This window comes from Paenibacillus sp. G34, assembly GCF_056856875.1.
In genome coordinates, this window is sequence record NZ_CM166469.1 from 1,140,731 (window position 1) to 1,162,935 (window position 22,205).

A 22,205-nucleotide genomic window follows, 5' to 3' on the forward strand; every position below is an offset into this window, starting at 1 on the left:
GGATGAACACACTCAAGGAAAAAATTGCCCGCAAACAGCAGGTATTTGGCCTATTTGTCTCCATTCCGCATCCGATCATCATCGAGATGATTGGTCATGCAGACTATGATTTTGTCATCATTGATCTGGAGCATACATCAACATCAATGGGGTCCGTAGAAGAGTTGATACGAGCAGCCGAAGGGGCTGGCCTCACACCACTCGTACGGATATCGAAGATCGAACGAACCGAGATTCTGAAGGTGCTGGACTGCGGAGCACAGGGGATCGTCATTCCCCATGTGGAGACGCTCTCGCAAGTGAAGGAAGCCGCACATCATGCATATTATCATCCGTTAGGCATGCGTAGTTTGAACAGCGGACGACCAGGTGTATTCGGTAAATTCCCTCTGACTGAATACATCTCGGAAGCCAATGCACAAGTAATGATCGTGCCGATGATCGAAAGCATGAAGGGGGTAAGGCAAAGCCCAGAGATTTTATCTCATCCTCAGGTGAGCTTTGTACTTGAAGGTGCGGCGGACTTATCGCAATCGCTGGGTGTGCCTTGGCAGACGGATCACCCGGATGTGAGGGAGGCATTAAACGTATTGCATGCGACCGCTCAGCAGTCCGGCATACCCTATGCGACGGTCACAAGAGGAATTGAAGACATGACCGTCTGGCGTGAGCGTAATGTACACATCTATGTGCTTGGAGATGACCGTAATACGGCATTCCGAGCCTACGCGCAAAAGCGGAATGACTACAGGAATGCAGGAGGATTATTGTGAAAACCAGTGTACAGCTTATGTTAGAAGGGATTCAACGCGACACGCATGATCCGATCTGCGCATACATCTACGATCTCGCAGGCATTCAGGAGCAAGTCCGGGCAATGCTGCAAACGATGCCAGCACATACACAGTTGTTTTATGCGATCAAAGCCAACCCCGATCCTCGCATTATTGAAGCGTTGCTTCCATTGGTGAAGGGGTTTGAGGTGGCGTCCATCGGTGAGCTGATGAAAGTGCGTGCGGTGAGTCATGAAGTTCCGATTCTGTTCGGCGGACCGGGCAAGAAGGAAAGTGAGCTGAGGCTGGCAATAGAGCATAACGTGAGTTACATCCATGTGGAGAGTCTGCTGGAGTTGCGCCGTATCATTGCGATTGCCAAAGAGCGAGAGCAAGAAAGTGAAGATGGAAGAGTACGAGGAAGAGAACGAGGACAAGGAAGAGAGCAAGACATAGTAAGAGGACAAGGGCGAGAGACAGGATATGAGCGAGAGGAACAGGCACTAGCACAAATACAAGCCGGGCACGGGCAAGGGCAGTCAAGAGAGCGACAGAATTCTGAGGTGCGTGTGTTGCTCCGTATCAACTTGCGGAGTAACACTTTGCCACAAACCAAAATTGTGATGGGCGGTGGCCCTAGTCCGTTTGGGATCGATGAGGAGACGGTGGAGGAAGCGATTGAGCTGATTCGTGTGGAAGGCGCGGATTCGGTTCGGTTATGCGGTTTTCATTTCCACTCTCTGTCGAACAATATGGACGCGAGACTGCATGCCGAGATGATCGAACTTTATTTGCAAAAGGTGGAGGGCTGGCAACAGCAATATAACTTGCAGGTGGACGTAGTCAATGCAGGCGGTGGCTTTGGGGTGACGTATGACGGGAGTCCGGGCTTTGACTGGTCTTTGTTTACTTCGCTTTTGCATCAAAGTGAAGCCGGAAAGCGTATTGCTTCGCGCGGTGCAGCGTTGTTTTTTGAATCAGGCCGCTTGTTAGTGGCAGATCACGGTTATTATGTAGCCGAGGTAACGGATATTAAACGTTCCCACGGAGAAATGTTTGCCATTTTGCGGGGAGGCACACATCATCATCGATTACCTGCGTCATGGGGGCATAATCATCCTTTTCAGATTGTATATACGGATCGTTGGAAGCAAGGGTTCGCAAGACCAGAGGTACGAGAAGAACGAGTTCATATCGTAGGTGAATTATGTACGCCGAAGGATCGCATGCATTCCGGTGCAGAGATTGCGCGGTTAAGCGTGGGCGATTTGATTGTGTTTGAAAAATCAGGGGCGTACGCCTGGACGATCTCGCATCATGATTTCCTGGGGCATCCGCACCCGGCATTCCACTATTTGACGGAGGGCGATGAACATGTCAACGCTAATGCAACGTTCCAGTCGGCAAACTGCTGAACAGCAGGTGATGTCCGATCTGATGAATAGTCTGCTCGCTGAGCAGTTACTTCCACTGCAAGGTCATTCGTTTGTTGATTTTGCTACTGCACCTGCGCAGCTTCGACAGTTATATCAGGGGTATGAGGCCGGGCGGGGAAAGGGGAGTGCGAAGAAACATATACACGGTCATATTGTCGATGGTCGGAACCAGAGTAAGGATAATTCCAATGTATATAACTCTGCACAGGATAATATCAGTGAGAGTAACTCTACTGATGAACATTCCGGTGAGAATAGCTTTATTTCGAGCAATGTCAGTGGCAATAATTACAATAACAATAACTTCAGCAACAATAATTTCAATAACAACAATTTCAATAACAACAACTTCAATAACAACAACTTCAATAACAACAACTTTGGTAAGGTTTACTCTGCTCGGGATACGTCCGCAGTTGCGCTGCCTTTCAGGCTGGGGTTGCACACCGACGGTATACTTTGTTTGGTTGAAAACGGGGTAAGGCAAGGCATTCAGTGGGTTCAGGGATCACCGATCTATCAGCAACATTCGGACGGGAGCTGGACAATGCTGGATACTCCGGCGGCCGTGGGGCGTGCGGTATTACAGCGGGCATTATCCGAAGATGAAATTAAGCAGCCGGGTGTAGCAGATTTTCTGGAAAGTTTGGACTTGGCTGTAGAGCAGTATGAACTTGGCTGGAATCAGGTTCAGACGTTGTCTGCTTATGAGCCGAAGTCTGCATATGAATGGTTTGTGAAAAGTGAGCGCATTGCTGCACTCCGGGATCGTCCGTTCCATCCTTCCTCCAAAGCAAAGATCGGATTCAGTACTGAAAATGTCACGGAATATGCAGCCGAGTTCGGGAAAACGATTCGGTTGCGCTGGGTGGCGATCAAGCGGGATGCAGTGCAACAGGGGTGTGAGAATGGCTTGTCTATTCTCGATATGTTATATGATGCACAGCGTGAGGAAGTGCAGGCAGAGTTCCAGCGCAGAGGCCTGTCTATGGATCAATTTTTGCCTATGCCGGTGCATCCTTGGCAGCTAGAGCACATCATTTTGCCGCGGTTTACGAAAGAAATCGTAGAAGGCAGCATTGTGGTGCTGGATCTGCAGATTGGAGATGTATTCGCTACGTCATCCCTGCGGTCGATGGCTCAAACTGCTGAGTCTGCACTCATGCTCAAGTTGCCTGTTAGTGTGCTGTCGCTCGGTGCCGCTCGCTATCTTCCGGTTGTTAAGCTGCTCAATGGACTCGTGGGAGAGAAGATGTTGAGGCAGGCGGTGTCTTGTGACCATACATTGAAAGACAAGGTATACATGTGTGAGGAGCAGAACTGGTGGGGATATATGCCGGAGTCGATGGGACTGTTCGATGATCACCCGCGGCATCTGGCAGCACAGATTCGTGTCTATCCCGCCGAGTTGCTGGATGATGCCTACAAAATTGTGCCGATGGCTGCACTCGGCGTAAATCTGGACGGGCATCATTTGTTGAGCGAAATAATGAGCAAGGATATAAGTACAGAAGATGTTTTGGCGTTCTATAATCGAATTGCAGTTACGTTCTATGATGTCGTGATGCGTCTGTTCAAGGTGGGGGTTGTACCGGAGATCCATGGTCAGAACTGCTGTCTGGTATTAGAACATAATCAGGTGAAGGGACTATTATTCCGGGATCATGACTCTGTGCGTTTGCATCAGCCATATCTGGACAAGCATGGAATTGCCGATCCGGGTTATCATATTCGCCCTGGGTATTCGAATAGTTTGTACAATGAAACGATCGAAAAGTTGATATTTTATGTGCAGTCTCTTGGGACGCAGGTGAATCTGGCTGCGATCATGGAGGCGATGAGCGAAGTGTACGCCATCCCGGAAACGAAGTTCTGGGAGATCACGGAGCAGACCTGGCGGGAAACGCTGCACCAAGTGCAGCTTCCGCCGGCGGATCGGGCCACGCTGGAGCGCGTTATCTTCGAGAGCGAGGCGTGGCCTGTGAAGTTAGTTGTGCGTCCGCTACTTGAGGCGGACGGTGTGCCAGGCGCGATGCCATCGGGCAAAGGCCAAGGGTGGAACCCTTTTTACAAGGCATAGGATGGGGTGGGGAGTAAGAGTGCTATAGAAGTAAGGAACCACTAAGAGGCAGCTCTAGATGTAAGATGTGCTCTGTGAAAGGGACATTTTATAATAGAGTTGCTTTTTGAGATGAGGAAGCAGGGGAACAGCATTCGTTTGCCGAAATTTGTAATCTAGTATGGAAAACAATGATGGGGGAAACTATGAGCAAAAATAATTGGTTTATTCGAGCAGGCGAGAATGCGTATCTTTTTGATGAATTTAAATTGGAACAAGCGATTGCGATTGGATGGAATGAAGTAGGTTCATTGGAACAAGTCAAACAAATCGATGATGTGAAAAGAAAGCTGCGTAGTGAGTATCCCGATTATAAGGACGGTAAAGTAAATATCACAGCAGGTCAACTGTTTCGATTTGCTCATGAAATGAAAGTAGGAGACTTAGTTGTTACATATAACCCGCAGACGAGAGAGTATTTAATTGGTGAAATCATTTCAGAGTATCAATATAACGAAGGACGTATCTCAGACAAGACACATTGTAGAAAAGTAACCTGGTCGGGTTCGGTTGGTCGAGATGTTCTGACAGCGAATACACGTAACTCCTTAGGATCAATCATGACATTATTTGCATTACAACCGGAAACGGTGAAGGAGCTTGTACATTTTTTAAAACATAAAAATAACGAGCCTCTTGACCAGCTGCCAGAAGAGATTGAAGAAGAACAGGCAGAGTTGAATACCATTAAGGCAGATGTCATTGAGAGAGCACATGAGTTCATTAAAGATAAATTTAATCATTTGGATTGGGAGGAAATGCAAAGTTTGGTCGCGGGAGTATTGAGGGGCATGGGATATAAAACTCGAATATCGGTAAAAGGGCCTGACCGTGGACGGGATATCATCGCATCGCCGGATGGACTGGGGCTACAGCAGCCAAGAATCATGGTTGAAGTAAAACATCGTAAAAATGCAATGGGATCGAATGAAATTCGAAGCTTTATAGGAGGACTGAGACCTGGTGATCAAGGAATTTATGTCTCAATAGGCGGCTTTACTCGTGAGGCTAAATATGAAGCGGAACGTTCAAATATACCAGTTTCATTGGTAGATGCGGACTTGCTAGTTGAGCTAATCAATCAGCATTATGACAAATTTGATTCGGAAGCCCAGTCTCTAATGCCACTCAAGAAAATATATTGGCCTTTGTAAATTGAATTGAGCAGATTAAAGCTTCACTGGATTTAACTGCCTCCTTATGTGACACTAGCTAGCTCAGTATCAATTTACTTCATTGCACCGAAACGTCGATTTTTAGTTTGTGTAACGTTGAATAGGGTTGGAGATTAGGAAGTCGGTTGAAAATAGAGACTGGAATTTAGGTGAAAAAGTGGGGCGTAAAGCGTTCCTCCGATATCTTGAACACGCTAACGATCTCAGATGAGCTTATTTGAGCGAAATGGGGTTCTCTGAAATTCTAACGATCACCAGGAACCTTATTTCGCCAAAAACAGAGGGTTATCACTTGTTTTCGCTTCGTTCTATTAAAATAAGCTTCCCTGTGATCGTTAGAAAATAAAACGGTGTGATTTTGCCTAAATAGCGTCTCTGGTGATCGTTAGAAAAGAGTGCAGTTAGAGTAGGGGAAGCTTGAAAGAATGTTGCTCTAAAGAAAACATGCCAACTGGTATTATACGCGTATTCGTAAGAGGTGACCCGATTGAAGGGTTGCCTTTTTTGATGTTGGTTTCGTTATGGGAGTGACCGTAGGTTAATGTGGAAAGTAATTATTGCATTAATGAAAACGTTCACTTAATGTCTGAATGATTAAATGGATTTTACGTTGAAATATGCGAGTGAATTAGTATAATAAGTGCATAATTCTATTATGTGATATACTTTCTAAATTGTAACGAAAAGGTTTTCGTAAGATGAACGAAATTGACTAAAACGTAATAACTATTTAAATAGGAGAGAGTGAGAAATGGCATGAATGTGAAGAGACTTTTTAATGATGGATGGCAATTTGCCAAAAGTGACTTAAGCGTTACAAAGCTGATGGAACCTAATATAGGTACTGAACTTACTGAGAATGCGGATGTTACTGAGCGAACGGGTCGTATTGACCCTAATGCTACTGATGTTATTGGCTCTATTGGTTCTGCTGATTCTACAGACGCTACTGATGCTACTGACACTACCGACACTACCGACACTACCGAATTTACTGAAACTAGTGGTGCTACTGACTTTACTGATACGCCCAATCCTATCGAACCTATCGAACTACCCAATTTTGCTGGCCTTACCGCTACTACTGATCTTACGAATGCTACTGAACTTATTGATTTTACTGAGCTTTCCTTTGAGGCGGTGGAGCTTCCTCATGATTGGCTGATCTACAATACATTGGATTTATATGAGAACAGTATTGGATGGTATCGCAAGACGTTTGAATATACAAGGGATGAGCAACAGGTGCTTTTGTGTTTTGACGGAGTGTATATGGATTCGACCGTATATGTGAATGGGCATTTCGTTGGGGAGTGGAAGTATGGATACTCTGCTTTTGAGCACGAAATTACAAATGCGCTGGTGGATGGGGACAATGAGATTTTGGTCAAAGTTGTGCATCAGAGTCCGAACAGCAGATGGTATTCTGGGGCGGGGATTTATCGGAATGTGTGGCTGAAAACAAGGAGCCGCAACCACATCGAAACCGATGGAATCTATGTCTCGATGCAGCAACAGCCGGATGGTTGGCAAGTTGAGGTAGATACGGAGCTGTGTCTGGAGCTGAATCAGCGTACACAGTTGGTGCATACGATTTTGTACAATGGTGAGGTCATTGCATCCTCTCAGGCGGAGATTGTGGCGAACGGCACTATGGGTATGGATTATCAAAATATGAATAATACAAGCCTGAATACCAAGACCAATGCAGGTATAAATACAAGCACCAATTTAAGTACCAATACAGGCACGGATACTTGTACAAGTACAAGTACTAATGCCAATGCAGATACAGATGCAGATGAGCTGCCGGAGTTAACTGCACATAAACATGTACATCCACACGTACATCCACACGCAAAAGTAACTGCAAATAGTTACTCAAACAGCCAGCGGCTTAACGTTCTGCATCCTCATCTTTGGAGCCCGGAAACACCCCATTTATATGATCTCGTAACAGAGCTGCGCCTGATTTCGGATGATCAACATGAGCAGGTCATTGAGTCTGTTCAACAGCGAATCGGGTTCAAACAGGTCAGACTGGATGCTAGCGAAGGTTTTTATCTGAACGGGGTCAAAATGAAGATGAACGGTGTCTGCGAACACCATGATCTCGGTGCATTAGGATCTGCGTTTAACGTGACGGCGCTGAGAAGAAGGTTTGTTTTGCTGAAAAAGATGGGAGTTAACGCGATTCGAACCGCGCATAACATGCCGGCGAAAGAGTTCATGGAACTTGCCGATGAGATGGGCATGCTGGTGGTGTCGGAAGCGTTTGATATGTGGGAACGGGCGAAGACGCCGTATGACTATGCACGATTTTTCCCAGAGTGGTCGTATAGAGATGTACGCAGTTGGGTGAGACGGGATCGGAATCACGTTAGTCTGATCATGTGGAGTATCGGGAACGAAATCTATGATACCCATGCGGATGAGCGCGGCCAGGAAGTGACACGTATGCTGATGGCGTATGTGCAGGAATTCGATCCGAAAGGAAACGCACGTGTGACGATTGGTTCGAACTACATGCCTTGGGAGAATGCTCAGAAATGTGCAGATATCGTGAAGCTGGCCGGATACAACTACGCGGAAAAATATTATGACCAGCATCATGCCGAACACCCGGACTGGATCATCTATGGAAGCGAGACCTCTTCGGTTGTGCAGAGCCGGGGCATCTATCACTTTCCGTATGAACAGCCCGTTCTGGATGACGATGATGAGCAATGCTCAGCACTTGGGAACAGTACGACTAGCTGGGGAGCAAAATCGCCGGAGTATTGCATTATAGCTGAACGAGATCATCCGTATTCCTTGGGGCAATTCCTTTGGACAGGATTTGACTATATTGGTGAACCGACGCCATATCATACGAAGAATTCGTATTTTGGACAGCTGGACACAGCCACGTTCCCGAAAGATCCTTATTATATCTATCAAGCCGCTTGGACGGATTATAAAAAAAGTCCAATGGTGCATATATTCCCTTACTGGGATTTTAGCCCTGGTCAGATCATTGATGTTCGCGTGTGCAGCAACGCGCCCAAAATTGAGTTGCAGCTCAATGGCGAAACAGTCGGCACGTATGATATTGACCATGCTCATGGAACCCAGTTGTCCGGCTGGTGGAAAGTGCCATTTGAAGAGGGTGAGCTGAAGGCCATTGCTTATGATGAGCATGGTGCGGTAATTGCTACCGATGTACAGCGCTCTTTCAGCGATGCGAAGAAGCTTCTTCTCCAGGCGGATCGGCAGGAGTTGCAGACGGGCGGGAAAGACCTTGTTTTTGTGGAAATTACAGTAGAAGATGAGGCAGGTCATCCGGTGCACAATGCCAATAACCGTGTGCAGGTGAAGGTGACCGGACCCGGTCGCTTGCTTGGGCTGGATAACGGTGACAGCACAGATTATGACCCGTATAAAGGACTAAGTAGAAGGTTGTTCAGCGGTAAGCTGATGGCGATTATTGGATCGACGAATGAGGCAGGAACGATCCAGATCGAGGTGTCTTCGGAGTGGTTAGAAGGAGTGACAGCGACATTTGAATCTACAGTAGCGGATGAGGGGCGAGAGTCCGTAACAATGGATGCGAATGGGAAAGGGAAAGAAAGAGAACGAGGGGGGCAGATTCATACTGATACCGCTTACGCCCCGAATCCAAATCAACCTGTCTTTATGACAAATGAAGATCTTCCGGTACTGACGGGCAACGCTAAGGAGATTCCTTTGCGGAAAATTGAGATCATCAGTGAAGCGGGACAACTGCTTAATCCCTCCAACCCGGATCTGATCGTTATAGCCAAACAGTATCCGGAGAATACTTCATATCGGGATTTGCAATGGTCTGTCGTTAATGATGCTGGCATCGTCTCCAATATTGCCAAGGTGGAAGTAATCTCTTCTGGAACGGGTGACGTGCCAGGTTCACAGGGGATAAATGTAGACGGAAAAACACATGTGGTTAGAGTATCAGCTATGGGCGACGGCGCTTTCCGCCTGCGTGCAACCAGCAAGAATGGTACGGACAAAACCAAACTCATCTCCCAACTGGAGTTCAAAGCAGAAGGTTTGGGCACAGCTTACAAAGATCCGTATGGATTTATCTCAGGTGGTCTGTATGACTATGCCAAAGGTGATGTGGGCAACGGTAATGAACGTGGTGTAGCTACCAGCAGAGATAGCGAAACTCATGTGGGCTTCCGCAATATCGACTTCGGCCCATATGGCTCGGATACGATCACCATTCCCATTTTTGCGCTGTCGAGTGAAACGTACTTTATTCAGATCTGGGAAGGCATGCCGGATGAAGAGGGCAGTGTGATGGTTGCCGATGTTGTATATGACAAGGAATCGATATGGAATGTATATCAGGAGGAGACGTACCGTTTATCCAAACGCTTGAGTGGAATTACGTCGATCTGTTTTGTGCTGAAACAGAAGATTCATATTAAGGGTTTCACGTTTGAGCGCCAAAGCAGGGCTTTTGAACAGAATGCGGCAGCATCCTGTGATCATCTGTACGGAGATACGTTCACAGTTCAAGATCGGCGCGTGGAAGGCATTGGGAATAACGTTTCACTGGAGTTTGAGCAGATGGACTTCACGAGTGATGGTGCATCCAAACTAGTGATCTATGGCGCTTCAGCAATAGATAAAAACACGATTCATATTCGCTTTTCGGGTGCGGACGGACAAAGTAACCAATTAGTGGAGTTCACCCAGTCTGAAGGGTACGAGGAACGAACATTTGAATTGGAGCCGGTATACGGCGAGCAAAAGGTAACTTTTATTTTTCTGCCCGGTAGTCAGTTTGATTTTGGCTGGTTCCGGTTTGAGAAGTGACGTGTTGATGTACTCGTACCAAGAGTAATACAGGATGAGCAGAGGTATAATCCTCTTCAAATCGCGGATGTCGTTCTAGACAGCCGTTGATTTGAGGGGGATTTTTTGTGCATAGATGAGCTGGAAAAAGAGATCCGAAGGAGGAATACCTTCCATAAGTCTTCTGAAAAATGTAACTAATCCAGTCCTGGTCACGTTGTACATATGAGGTGATTACCATGGGGAAATACTTACTTATGTTATGTTTAGCAGCTGTACTCGCAACAGGCTGTAATTCTACCGATCCACAACAGACTGTTGATCTAGTAGAGGAAAGGACCTTTTTTCCTGCCATAGTTGAGCCGCATAAGGCGGAGCAAGCAGAAGAAAGTGGAGATGTTGTCTTCCTGCACGGAGAGATGCGGAACCGAGATAAGTGGGAATCTTTTATGCAAAATGTGAAAAAGAATCAACCGGATCAGGTCCGGGTCACCATGTATACGATTGAAGGCGATCCCATCATCCATGAGCTTATCTATGACGGTACGCTGTTTCAATCCACCTATGATGCCACAAGAGATAAGTATGGCTCCAGAGAAGAGGTCATGACGAATACGTGCAAGGGATTGGAACTGACCAAAATGGAGCGAGGAGAATCAGTGTACGTTCTTACCGATTGTGAGAAGCAAAATAATTTCTACCTTCCTAGCATGGAGAAGGAAGAGAAGAATGATGAAACATGAAACATGAAACATGAAGCATGAATGATGAATGTTTAAGGATGAGCACTGAAAGGCGCAGCGATGAAAAAAGGGTGCTCTGGCGGGATTCTTTTGGGATATGAACAGGTTTATATAGAGTAGGGTAGATTATCGAAGTTTTATTTTTTCCTATGAAAGGGGTCATCACATGAGATATGTACTAACAGACGGGCAAGCTTCATCTCAGTTCTATCATTCGGTTCTTGTCCAGAGACAGCTGGCCCCGATCTTGCAGGAGGCATGGTTAAAGCAGCTTATGGAAGGGATCATGTGGGTGCTTCTGGGCATCGTTATCGTTCAGTTGCTGCTCTGGGTGAAGGCTCGCATGAGCAAGGGGCCGTTCACAGACGAAGAGGTGGAGCAAGCAGATCTATTGTTTCTCGCCTATTTGCGGAGCAAGGGCAGGCTGAAGTTGAAGGACACGCAGGCGACCATGTTCCAGTTAACTCGTAAAGGCATATTGTCGATGCGAATTGTGAAAACCAAAGGGCGATATCGGAATGATCCGGGGGAAAGCAATCCTCAACTTAGATCCAAAACAACACTGGAATACAGTGTGGATTCCTCGGTTGCTAACGCTTTGCCGGATGAAGAGGGGCTGCTGCAATGGTTGTTCTCTACTTATGGTTTCGGTAAACAACGGCTGAGGCTCGATGCTTTGGCTGGACCAAGCGAAGGGGAAACTAAGCGGAGAGAAGCCATGAAGTACTACCAGCTTAAAGAAAAGGCGCTCAGCGAAGGCGTTCAAACGTGGAAGGAACAAGTCGTAGAGACAAGAGACTGGGGACAGTTGATTCGAACGCCGATGCTTTTGCGATTGCTTGTCTATGTCATGTTTCCTATGCTGCTGCTTCTGACAAGTATCGTATGCTTTGTAGAGCGTGTGTCTGTGCCAGGTGTTATAGGTCTTGCAGTTAAAGTGGTGATCTGGGCCTTGGTTATTCGGAAAATTCATGTGCGTTTGCTCTATCAAGCGGCTTGCGTAGGATTAATAATCAGCCTCACCTTGGCGATCGACGGCAATTCAGCGTTTACATCATGGTTATACAGTATGATTGTTCTGTCCATTTTGGTTCGTCTGTTCTTACCTGCTAGAGTAGTTGCTCCGTCTGCGAGAGATTGGGAGGCCTCTGTGCGTCACTGGCGTAAACGATACAGAAAAGGCATTCCAGTCGAGCGCTTGAGTGAGTCGCCAGAAGTGTTGGAACAGATCATTCAGACCGCTCTGGTGCTAGGCATTGGATCACGATGTGCACGCAAAACAGATTGGTCTGTGTTACAGCAACACCATGATCCAGAGCTCAGACGCCTTGCGGATCGTGAACCTGCATCAGATAACAGTGTACCTGGATCAACAACATTAAAACATACACCTCTATTGGTGCTAGCTTTGCATCTGCGAGGCATATTCAGGCCGATGTTTGCGGCAGAGTTTCCTTTTGATCGCACCAATTATGTCTTCGCCACCATATTTCCTGATTCGGGTGGAAGCAGCGGTCACACTTCGGTCGATACGGATAGCTATAGCGGGAGTGGTCATCATCACGGATCAGACAGCGGGGATTCCGGCGGGGGTGGAGATTAATTATCATGGATTGATCCCTCTGCTTGGGGCCTGATCTTCACGTGGAGGAGACGGAATAATACATCAAATTAGATAGGATATACGTATATGTGCAAGCTTGGCTGTGTAGAGTAGTTACCTAATTACTGAATCTTTGAGGAAGAAAATGATTCTTCTGTTCAATTCCAAAGACAATTTACATTTGTTAAAATTTAGGTGTAAAGACTATGAACAGGTTTGGTGGTGAAAACGGCATGTTGCGGATTCAGGTACACCCCGATGAATTGGATGCCAAGGCACGTTATGTTCAGCAATGTAAATTGGATTTGGACCGAATGGTTCGTGAACTGGATAAATCTCTTAATATGTTACAATCCGAATGGTCGGGGGTTACACAAGAACGATTCTTCTGGGATTTCATGGAGGTCAAGCATGTTTTCCCGTCAACACTCGGCATGCTGGATAATATTCAGAAGGAGTTTACCTTCATTGCAAATAATTTCAGGACAACAGACGGCACAGGTGAGGTAGCTCTGTACATCCCCAATGAGTTGAAACCAAGTTTTTTCACTGGAGCAGTGGACAAAGCCATTGGTGACACCGTTACAGGTCTGGGCGAGACAGCCGAAGCACTCATCTATAATCCGTTAAGCACATTAGGCAGTTTGGCTTATGCAATGACTCTAGGTAAGGTAGTTGACGCTGGACGTGGACTCGCCTTTGCATGGGATGCGGCTTGGGGTAGCGGAACAGCAAGGTCTGACATCGAGCAGTTTGTGGATGAAAAGAAAAAGCAACTCGACGAGGACGAATCGGGTTATGTTAAAGGTGCGATGGTCGGCCAAGCCCTCTCTTATTTGATCTTCGGCAGAGCCTTACACCCGAAGGAACGTCATGAATCGGGTGGAGGTGGGGGAGGTAAGAAGGAGCAGGAGAAGGGGAGTGGCCCGAGTCATAACGGGAAAATAAGAATGGAAGGTACTAAAACCATATATACAAATTCATATGGGAATGAAATATCCTGGACGAATCAAGGCCCAAAAGATTTAGATGCGATTATTGAGAAGAATTTAAAAAGCTCGAAAACTGGCGATGTTTTAGAAGGGCAAGTCGCAAAAGCGATAAAAGAGACAGGTAGATTACAAGGTACAGGTATAGAATTAAAACTGCAAAATAAGATGAAAGCAGGCGATATTGATATTTTGACAGATTCACATATTATTGAGGTCAAAAAGTCTTTGAGTGCTTTAGACGAAAAACAACTTGATAAGTTGATCAATCCATCTAATAAAAATTATTTTAATTATAATAATCGAGAAGTTATTTATTACATCGAAGATGTAACTGTGAAAAACAAAACCCAGTCTGACTTAGTTGAGAAATTAAAAGAGCAGAATATAAAATTAATTAGCTCAATAGATGAACTGAAGGAGGTTATAAGTAAATGAGTTCAGTAATAGTTCTAAAAAAAATATCAAATTATTCTCCAGAGCAGACCCTTGAGAACTTCAAGAAGGCAGCGCGGAGAGCGAATATGTACTATTTTCACATTACAGTTGAACTTGATACAGATCAGAACTTTCAATCTGCAGAAGGCACCTTATCTGAAGTAGATGAAGAGACTCTATTAAGTTCTGAAAATGAAGATACAATTAGGTACTTTACGTTTAACGTAAACAAAGTTGTTGAAAATTCATATGATAGTTTCACGTGGCTCACCCAATCAACGGATTATTTTTGGGCGATGGATATTGTGAATATCAATCATGAGTATGAATTTATTTACAAGTTTGTAGTGGAGTATTTTAAAGATAATCCAGAAGATTACTTGTGGTTTGATGATGCTGAGTGGTACTACACGGCTGATGATATCTTAAGACTAAGTCAGGGACCTTATAATCCTAAGTGGTGTAGTGAAAAAGTTATTTGAGTTAAGAGGGCTGAAATAATGGGAATTTCAACTTTTGTATTATTTAGGCAAGGAGAAAGTATCTCGGCAAGCGATATATTAAAAATTATTAGAGAAATATCTATTAATTACAGGCTCTACTTTGCTAACAATTATGACAAGTATGATGAAACTGGGAAATTAAAGTTTTGCTCAATATATATTAGTGACATTCCGTTTGAAGACAGTTATTCAAGGCAAATACCTTGGAATTTGTATGATGAGCCTTATAAATTTCAAACCGTAGACTTTGATTGGGATGATTCCAAAAGCCAATATTTTAAGGCATTAGTATCTGAAGATTTCTATGAGAATGAAGATTTATTATTTAAGATACTTTATGGAATTCTAAAAATATATCCTTCTGCAAAAGTATGGATTGAAGATAATTGGTTTTATACAATAAAGGATTTAGAAAAAATAAAAAATAAGCCATTGGACAATGAATGGTGCTATAAGAATCCCATAGATTTGTAAGAGAACTTACTTGAATGATTTATTAATGCATTAAGAGAAAGTAATTCTCTGTTGAAATGTTATTTGAGGCATGGTGGGATGTGAATAGATTGGGCAATCTTAGAGGTGAGAAACATGTACCTAGATGATACGGTATGTAGAATAAACGAAATTAACTGGAGAAAAGTTGGTACTATTGTGTCAAATGAAGATGCAGATTTAGGGTATGAATTTCTAAGAAGGCTGGCTTTATTTTATAAAAATGAGGGTCTTAGACCCCAACCACCGATGTTTACTAATATAGCCAAATTACTAGGTGATACTGAGAATGAATTTCCGATTGCTATGTACTGCAATCCAGAAGTTCTGGAATTTGTCGATGATTATCAGTATTTAAAAAAAATATTTGAATTCTATATACAATTATCAATATTTGTTGAAAAAAAACCGGAATACATTGTTTATTTACATGTATATGAGCCATTAATCAGAATATTGGAAAAAGGAGGATTTTTCGTCCTTAGGCCACAAGAATTAGAAATACAAAATGTGAAGTATATACCATTAAACAACTGGTATGATACGTTTTCAACAACTGAGCCTTATAATATCAGTGAATAACTTCTACTACATAAAAAGTAGCGGGATAAGCCTATGGAATATTCACTTAAACTAAATAAGTGTATAGATGTGAACTGGAGAGAGATTGCTGGTGGGAGATATCCAGACTGCTGAAGTGAAACAGGTAAGAGAGAGGACTATAGCAGAAGCTGTAGTTCTTTTTTATTGGGCGGTGGTCATAGTTATTCGCACACTCTCCGCATGTGCAGAAGACATAGTATAGGGCATATATACTGTGTTTACTGGCCTAAGGAGTGTGGCGACTTTGAAGCATACGAACAAGGTGAAAACGACTCTTCACTCAGTAAGAAAGAGACATTCTTCAACGAAACGCTGTAACAATATTCCGAGAAAACGTAAGAAACGGTATGTGATACGTAAAGCTGTGGGGAGAAAAAGATGTGCTTGCAAGCAACGCGTGAGACAAAAGAAAGTATCCCGCAGACACAGAAATAGTGCATTCCTTGGAAGAGGCAACGTTCCTCTGGCCTGTCCTGAGCCCACTTTGGATACTGTCCCGGCTAAAATGGAGGAAATAAAAACAGTCGATCTGCCTACAGCACAGGGACTGATCGCACAACAAGGTTCCCAAGGCTTGGCAGGCCCTCGGGGTGAGCAGGGTGAAGCAGGCAGTTCAGGAGTACAAGGTGTCGCTGGTTCTCGCGGCGAACGCGGTGAACAAGGGGAACAGGGCAGTCCGGGAATTCAAGGGTCGGTTGGCCCTCAGGGTGTAGCTGGTGAACAAGGACCTCCCGGAGTGCAGGGACCTGCTGGCCCTCGTGGTGAACAAGGCGAGCCGGGAAGTCCGGGAGCCGAAGGTCCGGTTGGTCCCCAGGGTGTAACTGGTGAGCAGGGACCTTCCGGAGTGCAGGGGCCAACGGGTCCCCAAGGTGAGCAAGGACCGCCGGGCAGTATCCCTGGAATTCAGATCATTCCTACATCAGATCGCTACTTTTATTTCCCTGATACTGATTTGGATTTATCGAACTCGGTTACGGTTTCTGCTGGTGAATTTGTTAATGATGAGGGGGGAAGTATATCTCAATTTGTAGGGATCGGCCTGACGAGTTACTACAATCTTTATATTAATGGGATCATACAACCTGGCAATTCGTATGTGTTAACTACAGATGGTTTATTTATTCCATCTCAAAGCGGTGTCCTGTTTGCTGAAACACCAGTTATCATTGAGATCGTTCAATTAACAGCGGTAATCTTAAATAATTGAAAATGGTTATATCATCTCATCTCTCTGCCTTCACTACTCTCAAATCTACTACATATACTATGTCAGGTAGGAGGTGAGAAACATGCCACTTGTTACACCATTTCAGAACAGTTTAAGATTCGCTGCGACTATAGGGGATGGCACAGGAACCGGAGCAACGTTTGCAATTGCTGCGACAGCTTTTACGGACGATGCAGGTACAGCCGCAACAGCTTTTCCAGGCTCATTCAATTACTACAATCTCTACATTAATGGCCTTATGCAAACAGCAGACACATCCTCGGTTACCGCCACTACAATTACCATCCCCGGTGGAGATGTATTGAATGATGGCACTCCAATTGTCGTACAATTTGTAGTGTCATAAGGATTGCTTGAAGTGATTTAACAAAGCGTTATGCGGCTTCTATCTTTGATAGAAGCCGTTTTTTTATACTGTACTAATTCAACTTGCAATTAAGAGGTTGTTCTACCATTGAGTGCTTCGTGGGAATATATAATGGGATAACGATAGTAAGGCTTTACTTTTTGATGATGAATTTATTCTAAAAAAAGCAGCTATAGTGTGCGCAAATATGTAAACTTCGCTGCCTAAAGTAGTTACCTAAATACCGAATAGATGAAGCGAAAAATGCTTCTTCTGTTCAATTCCAATGTAATTTTAGGTTTGTTAAAATTTAGGTATAACGACTATGATCAGGTTGGCGGTGAGATACCATGACACGGATTCAGGTGCACCCGGATGAATTGGAAAAAAACGTACGTCTGCTTCAGCAGAGTAAACAACAGCTTGGCAAAATTGTGTATGAATTGGACAAGACGATGTATTTTTTGCAATCGGAATGGTCGGGTGTGACAAGCGAGAAGTTTTTTTGGGATTTCATGAATATCAAGGAGAGTGTATTCCCCTCTACACTTGGGTTGCTGGATAAATTTCAGAATAAGATAAGTATGACGTTAAGTGCATTCAAAAAAGCAGACAATTCAGACGGAGAAATGCTGCAAATCCCGGATAAGCTGGAACCCAATTTTGCCACGGGATTGATTGATAAAGCTATCGGCGATACAGTTACAGGTGTGAGCGAGACTATAGAAGCACTCTTTTATAATCCATTCAGTACATTGGGTAGTCTGGCCTATGATCTGTCGGTTGGTAAAATCGTGGACGTTGGACGCGGAATAGGATTTGCCTGGGATACCGCATGGGGCACAGGAACAGCAAGATCCGACATCGAGCAGTTTGTGAACGAGCAGAAAAAACAGCTTAGTGAGGACGAGTCGGGCTACTATAAAGGAGCGGTGATAGGCCAAGCACTTTCTTATTTTCTCTTTGGCAAAGCTTTGCATTCGAAGGATCATCATGGATCAGGTGGATCAGGTGGATCAGGTGGATCAGGTGGATCAAGTAGATCAGGAGAAGGTAAGAAAGAGACTGATAAGGGGAATGGCAATGAGGGGGAGGGTAAAGTTCCTCCTGTAAAACCAATTGAACCAAGAGGGGAACCGAATGTATTTATACCTGTATTTAAGGGCGAAGAAATAACTATAAATATTTATGATAGATTGAGATTAACAGGTTTAGACAAGAGAGAAATAGAAACTATTTCAAAAAATACTGGATTAAGTTTAAATGAAGTTACTGCAATGAAAAAGCATTTGTTTTTAACTAAACATACTAATTTAGTAGATGAAAATGGTAAGTATTATTATGAAGGTTATCTTACTCCAGATATTAACTTAGCGTATGGATGGGGAAAAGCATTAAGTACTGAACTCCCCCCTGCTGAAAAGGCATGGTTTAGAGAGCTAGCAGATCACGAATTAGCAGAAAGTAAACTCATGCAGGAAGGAATGCCTATCCGTAAAATTGAGTCATTTAAGGATGGTAAACCATCAGATGGATACCCCCCCGGTGCACATGATTTAGCACCTCCTCAACCAGGTGACTTTCCAGAGATCGAGGGTAACGATTTGGGGGATATTAGTAAAAAACTGAGGAGTTATTTAGATAATATGGAGGGAAAAGATGAATAAGGTTTTTGAAGAAGCTAAATGTATTATTCGAGATATTGATTGGAGCCACATTGAGTTTAAGAGACCGTCATATGCTGTGTTATTGTCTGAACACCTGAGAAGAAGCTCATTATTCTATGATTATTGTCAAAAAGATTCGATGCGAATAACAGTATTTAGTGCAATGGAGTTAGTTGGTATGAAATTACCCATAAATATATTAGATGAATGTACAGAAGCTCTCCAAAATGTAAAAGGTATTTTTGTTAGAGAAGTGTGTAAATATTACTTGGAATGGGCCTACTTAATAGGGGAGGGTGTGCCAATTGCTGTTCAGTTTCAGGAGCTATACTCACCCATAATAAAGCTATTTGAAAGAGGTGGAAGAATACAATATGATAAAGGACTGTTTATTATTGGGGGACTAACTTGTTTGCGATTTGTATCCTCAGATTCTAGTTTGTTTGAACCAGAGGATATTAGTGATAGTTATCTAGATGAGATAGACAAAGGTATATAGAATAAGTGAGTTTTTTAACAAACCCACAATGGGAGCTTTTGCCTTGTTGTGGTTTCTTTTTTTATCTGCTCCATTCTAAAATTAAGTAGCGGCTTTTCAAAAACAGCCCACCTAGTGCCGAATAAAAACGTCATTCAACCAATAATACGTATGACCCATCTGATTGAATTTGTTGTACGTACTAGAATACTTGAATCTCATACTCTAATTAGTTCTATTCCTTACTTTGAACAGATTGACGAAGATGGATTAAATGTAGCAAAGACTTAAGAAAAAATTTCCGGAGAAGATTGCTGAATAGTGAATTTGAAGATAGTAGTACACTTGGTATCGATCATTATGAAACCGAACTAACATGAATTTAGAGGTGAGAGAAATGTATCTAGATGATACAGTGTGCAGAATAAACGAAATTAATTGGAGAAAAGTTGGTACTATTGTGTCTAATGAAGATGCAGATTTAGGGTATGAATTTCTAAGAAGACTGGCTTTATTTTATAAAAATGAGGGTCTTAGACCCCAACCACCGATGTTTACTAATATAGCCAAATTACTTGGTGATACTGAGAATGAATTTCCGATTGCCATGTACTGTAATCCAGAGGTTCTGGAATTTATTGATGATTACCAGTATTTAAAGAAAATCATTGAGTTTACTATACAATTATCAATGTTTGTTGAGAAGAAACAAGAACATAGTGCCTATTTAAATGTATATGAGCCATTAATCAGAATATTGGAAAGAGGCGGATTTTTTGTTCTTAGACCACAAGAACTAGAGATACAAAAAATGGAGTATATATGATTAAATGGCTGGTATGATAGATTTTTAATAACAGAGTTCTAAATCAGCGAATTATGATGGTTTGAAAATAAAACACAATTGGTCTCTATTCAGAATGAAACAGAAGAAGCTAGAAAAACGAAAAGGAGGGTGAATGTGGGATATTACAGCCAAGCGATTGAAAGGATTTCCGTAATAGATTGGAGCAGGCTTGGAGAAGAGGAAACTATGTCACAAAGTTATTTGTGTCGAGAGTATTTAAGGAGAGCAGCCAAATTTCTAAAAGATTATCCCGGTACTTGTGTACCTCCTTTTATTATGATTTCAAATTCAATTACGGAACCCAAAGAAAAGGTTGAGACGATTGAGGTACTGAACAACATAAGTCATTCTTACCATAAGATCCTCGTTACGAGTTATCTTGAACTACGTGCTCTTATTGATGATAAAAATCCAATTGCTATGGATAACAAAGATTTGTTTGAGCCGGCAATTAAGTTATATGAAAGAGGTGGTTTTTTTTATAGAAGGGAAGGATATGTATATATAAATGGTAGTTCGTTTTTGATTGCAGATGTTACTTGGAGTGAACAGAACCCACTAGATATTCGTGATGAAGTCTTGAATGCAATGGATCGTGGTTTTGTCGAGTAAACACTACAGAGCCAAAAGAAGAATACTGTTGTAATGGAATCTTTACTTAACTATTGATGGTAACTCTGAGACAAATATATTTATAGGGTCTTTAGGAGGTGGAGAAAGATGGAGTATGACTTATTTATAGGAAGTAAGTTGGGAAGATTAAACGCAGCAGAACGGTTATATGAGGTGGCAAGGGATGTAATAGGTAAGGAAGTTAAGTTTGATAAAATACGACATCAACTTGGTTTTCAATATGTATGCATCGGTTGCGAATATTTTACAATAGATATCGATTTAGATGATGAGGATCATGATATGCAAGAATATCGGGAAATGAATATTAGATATCATGGGGTTAATACAGATGTACGTATTAGTGTTGAGCTGATTTCAAAGACGTTTAATATTGGATGGGTGAAATTTCTAGAATTGATGGGAAAGCTTTTACGATCTATTGCTGGAGATTTTCTTTTGCTGGACGACACTTCTTTTCCAGTGATAAAAAGAAAAAATGATATTTTGTATGTAAATAGTAATGTAGATGAATACCGTGCAACGTATATTAATAAAAAGAATTTAAACCATCTTCATTATCCATTTATAGAGGAGGATTTTTCTGTGAAATTATGAAAGATATAAGCTCACTTTAATCAAATTTCTGACAGAGAAAGTTGGTTTCATAATCACGATTATGCAGAAGTTAAAATATAGTGAGTTTTGCCTTAGTGATATTCCATTAAGAGATTGTTACGAGAGACAGATTTGTTTTGGAATAGCTGATGAACCTTACCCATTTTTCTAATACATTCAAAGAAAACTAAAATAACATTTAACAAGGTTTTTTTGGGGAGGATTAATCAATGGACTACGAGTTATTTTTAGAAACCAAACTTAACCGTAAATCTTTAGGTGAAATGATTAATCAATATGTTACTGAAACGGTTAAGGAGAACAGTTTACTCCAAATTAACGAAGATGAGGTTGTAGTTGGCTGTAGATTTTTCACACTGTTCATTGAGATTGAGGATATTTCTGATATCACGTTTGTTCAAAAACATTATAACCTAGCTTTGAATGTATGCATTACAATTCAATTGTTTGGCCGTACTTTTAATGATGGTATCGGTCATCTGTTCAAAGTGATTAGTAAACTTATTATGAAAGATACGAAAGGGAATCTATTATTCTTAGAAGATGGTTCTACTCAGTTACTTAGAATGGAAAAAGGTTTTTTGACTGCCAATAATCGGTTAGATCAGTATCAAATTAAATATTTTACTTCGAGCCTGCTGAGTATACTTAATTATCCTTATATTGAAAAGGAGCTATCAAGTTAGTTATTCC

19 protein-coding genes are annotated in these 22,205 nt (G+C 42.8%); all 19 read left to right on the top strand.

What is annotated here, in order from left to right:
* Positions 1-2: 2 nt before the first annotated feature.
* The 19 genes from AC1VYS_RS05040 (at position 3) to AC1VYS_RS05130 (ending at position 22,198) form a co-directional block, all read left to right on the top strand.
* A complete protein-coding gene (locus AC1VYS_RS05040; protein ID WP_482934479.1) occupies positions 3-773 on the top strand; it encodes an HpcH/HpaI aldolase family protein in 771 nt (256 codons plus the stop codon).
* A complete protein-coding gene (locus AC1VYS_RS05045; protein WP_482913273.1) occupies positions 770-2,188 on the top strand; it encodes a type III PLP-dependent enzyme in 1,419 nt (472 codons plus the stop codon). Before AC1VYS_RS05040 ends, AC1VYS_RS05045 begins: the two co-directional genes overlap by 4 nt.
* Positions 2,148-4,289: an IucA/IucC family protein gene (locus AC1VYS_RS05050; protein ID WP_482913274.1), complete on the top strand. Its 2,142-nt coding sequence runs from the start codon at positions 2,148-2,150 to the stop codon at positions 4,287-4,289. The genes AC1VYS_RS05045 and AC1VYS_RS05050 overlap by 41 nt, the downstream gene beginning before the upstream one ends.
* A 185-nt stretch (positions 4,290-4,474) precedes the next feature.
* On the top strand, positions 4,475-5,482 hold the full coding sequence (locus AC1VYS_RS05055) for a restriction endonuclease (RefSeq protein WP_482913275.1): 1,008 nt from the start codon (positions 4,475-4,477) through the stop codon (positions 5,480-5,482).
* Positions 5,483-6,259: 777 nt separating this feature from the next.
* On the top strand, positions 6,260-10,345 hold the full coding sequence (locus AC1VYS_RS05060; protein WP_482913276.1) for a glycoside hydrolase family 2 TIM barrel-domain containing protein: 4,086 nt from the start codon (positions 6,260-6,262) through the stop codon (positions 10,343-10,345).
* Positions 10,346-10,563: 218 nt separating this feature from the next.
* Positions 10,564-11,067 (top strand): DUF4362 domain-containing protein, encoded by a 504-nt coding sequence (locus AC1VYS_RS05065; protein ID WP_482913277.1) that lies wholly within the window; start codon positions 10,564-10,566, stop codon positions 11,065-11,067.
* A 166-nt stretch (positions 11,068-11,233) separates the two neighbouring features.
* The gene (locus AC1VYS_RS05070) at positions 11,234-12,670 is read left to right on the top strand and encodes a DUF2207 domain-containing protein (protein ID WP_482913278.1); all 1,437 of its coding nucleotides are present in this window, start codon (positions 11,234-11,236) and stop codon (positions 12,668-12,670) included.
* Positions 12,671-12,876: 206 nt separating this feature from the next.
* On the top strand, positions 12,877-14,097 hold the full coding sequence (locus AC1VYS_RS05075) for a WXG100 family type VII secretion target (RefSeq protein WP_482913279.1): 1,221 nt from the start codon (positions 12,877-12,879) through the stop codon (positions 14,095-14,097).
* Positions 14,094-14,579, top strand: coding sequence for a hypothetical protein (locus tag AC1VYS_RS05080; RefSeq protein WP_482913280.1), 486 nt, complete (start codon positions 14,094-14,096; stop codon positions 14,577-14,579). The genes AC1VYS_RS05075 and AC1VYS_RS05080 overlap by 4 nt, the downstream gene beginning before the upstream one ends.
* A gap of 18 nt (positions 14,580-14,597) precedes the next feature.
* Positions 14,598-15,074: a hypothetical protein gene (locus AC1VYS_RS05085; RefSeq protein WP_482913281.1), complete on the top strand. Its 477-nt coding sequence runs from the start codon at positions 14,598-14,600 to the stop codon at positions 15,072-15,074.
* Positions 15,075-15,188: 114 nt separating this feature from the next.
* Complete coding sequence (locus AC1VYS_RS05090; RefSeq protein WP_482914913.1) at positions 15,189-15,674, top strand: hypothetical protein; 486 nt, start codon at positions 15,189-15,191, stop codon at positions 15,672-15,674.
* Between the two features lie 418 nt (positions 15,675-16,092).
* Positions 16,093-16,902 carry a DUF4183 domain-containing protein gene (locus tag AC1VYS_RS05095; protein ID WP_482934480.1) on the top strand — a complete coding sequence of 270 codons (810 nt, stop codon included), beginning with the start codon at positions 16,093-16,095 and terminating at the stop codon, positions 16,900-16,902.
* 82 nt (positions 16,903-16,984) lie between these two features.
* Positions 16,985-17,269 (top strand): DUF4183 domain-containing protein, encoded by a 285-nt coding sequence (locus AC1VYS_RS05100; protein ID WP_482913283.1) that lies wholly within the window; start codon positions 16,985-16,987, stop codon positions 17,267-17,269.
* Positions 17,270-17,619: 350 nt separating this feature from the next.
* The gene (locus tag AC1VYS_RS05105; RefSeq protein WP_482913284.1) at positions 17,620-18,936 is read left to right on the top strand and encodes a WXG100 family type VII secretion target; all 1,317 of its coding nucleotides are present in this window, start codon (positions 17,620-17,622) and stop codon (positions 18,934-18,936) included.
* Positions 18,929-19,435 (top strand): hypothetical protein, encoded by a 507-nt coding sequence (locus AC1VYS_RS05110; RefSeq protein ID WP_482913285.1) that lies wholly within the window; start codon positions 18,929-18,931, stop codon positions 19,433-19,435. Before AC1VYS_RS05105 ends, AC1VYS_RS05110 begins: the two co-directional genes overlap by 8 nt.
* A 376-nt stretch (positions 19,436-19,811) precedes the next feature.
* A complete protein-coding gene (locus AC1VYS_RS05115) occupies positions 19,812-20,240 on the top strand; it encodes a hypothetical protein (RefSeq protein ID WP_482934481.1) in 429 nt (142 codons plus the stop codon).
* Positions 20,241-20,375: 135 nt separating this feature from the next.
* A complete protein-coding gene (locus tag AC1VYS_RS05120; RefSeq protein ID WP_482913287.1) occupies positions 20,376-20,873 on the top strand; it encodes a hypothetical protein in 498 nt (165 codons plus the stop codon).
* A gap of 108 nt (positions 20,874-20,981) precedes the next feature.
* Positions 20,982-21,491: a hypothetical protein gene (locus AC1VYS_RS05125; protein ID WP_482913288.1), complete on the top strand. Its 510-nt coding sequence runs from the start codon at positions 20,982-20,984 to the stop codon at positions 21,489-21,491.
* Between the two features lie 230 nt (positions 21,492-21,721).
* The gene (locus AC1VYS_RS05130; protein ID WP_482913289.1) at positions 21,722-22,198 is read left to right on the top strand and encodes a hypothetical protein; all 477 of its coding nucleotides are present in this window, start codon (positions 21,722-21,724) and stop codon (positions 22,196-22,198) included.
* Positions 22,199-22,205 lie beyond the last annotated feature (7 nt).

Bases quoted from the DNA above. Each gene is read 5' to 3' on its own strand.
- AC1VYS_RS05040 (WP_482934479.1), top strand. From the start codon at position 3: ATGAACACACTCAAGGAAAAAATTGCCCGCAAACAGCAGGTATTTGGC.
- AC1VYS_RS05050 (WP_482913274.1), top strand. From the start codon at position 2,148: ATGTCAACGCTAATGCAACGTTCCAGTCGGCAAACTGCTGAACAGCAG.
- AC1VYS_RS05055 (WP_482913275.1), top strand. From the start codon at position 4,475: ATGAGCAAAAATAATTGGTTTATTCGAGCAGGCGAGAATGCGTATCTT.
- AC1VYS_RS05060 (WP_482913276.1), top strand. From the start codon at position 6,260: ATGAATGTGAAGAGACTTTTTAATGATGGATGGCAATTTGCCAAAAGT.
- AC1VYS_RS05065 (WP_482913277.1), top strand. From the start codon at position 10,564: ATGGGGAAATACTTACTTATGTTATGTTTAGCAGCTGTACTCGCAACA.
- AC1VYS_RS05070 (WP_482913278.1), top strand. From the start codon at position 11,234: ATGAGATATGTACTAACAGACGGGCAAGCTTCATCTCAGTTCTATCAT.
- AC1VYS_RS05075 (WP_482913279.1), top strand. From the start codon at position 12,877: ATGAACAGGTTTGGTGGTGAAAACGGCATGTTGCGGATTCAGGTACAC.
- AC1VYS_RS05080 (WP_482913280.1), top strand. From the start codon at position 14,094: ATGAGTTCAGTAATAGTTCTAAAAAAAATATCAAATTATTCTCCAGAG.
- AC1VYS_RS05085 (WP_482913281.1), top strand. From the start codon at position 14,598: ATGGGAATTTCAACTTTTGTATTATTTAGGCAAGGAGAAAGTATCTCG.
- AC1VYS_RS05090 (WP_482914913.1), top strand. From the start codon at position 15,189: ATGTACCTAGATGATACGGTATGTAGAATAAACGAAATTAACTGGAGA.
- AC1VYS_RS05100 (WP_482913283.1), top strand. From the start codon at position 16,985: ATGCCACTTGTTACACCATTTCAGAACAGTTTAAGATTCGCTGCGACT.
- AC1VYS_RS05105 (WP_482913284.1), top strand. From the start codon at position 17,620: ATGACACGGATTCAGGTGCACCCGGATGAATTGGAAAAAAACGTACGT.
- AC1VYS_RS05110 (WP_482913285.1), top strand. From the start codon at position 18,929: ATGAATAAGGTTTTTGAAGAAGCTAAATGTATTATTCGAGATATTGAT.
- AC1VYS_RS05115 (WP_482934481.1), top strand. From the start codon at position 19,812: ATGTATCTAGATGATACAGTGTGCAGAATAAACGAAATTAATTGGAGA.
- AC1VYS_RS05125 (WP_482913288.1), top strand. From the start codon at position 20,982: ATGGAGTATGACTTATTTATAGGAAGTAAGTTGGGAAGATTAAACGCA.
- AC1VYS_RS05130 (WP_482913289.1), top strand. From the start codon at position 21,722: ATGGACTACGAGTTATTTTTAGAAACCAAACTTAACCGTAAATCTTTA.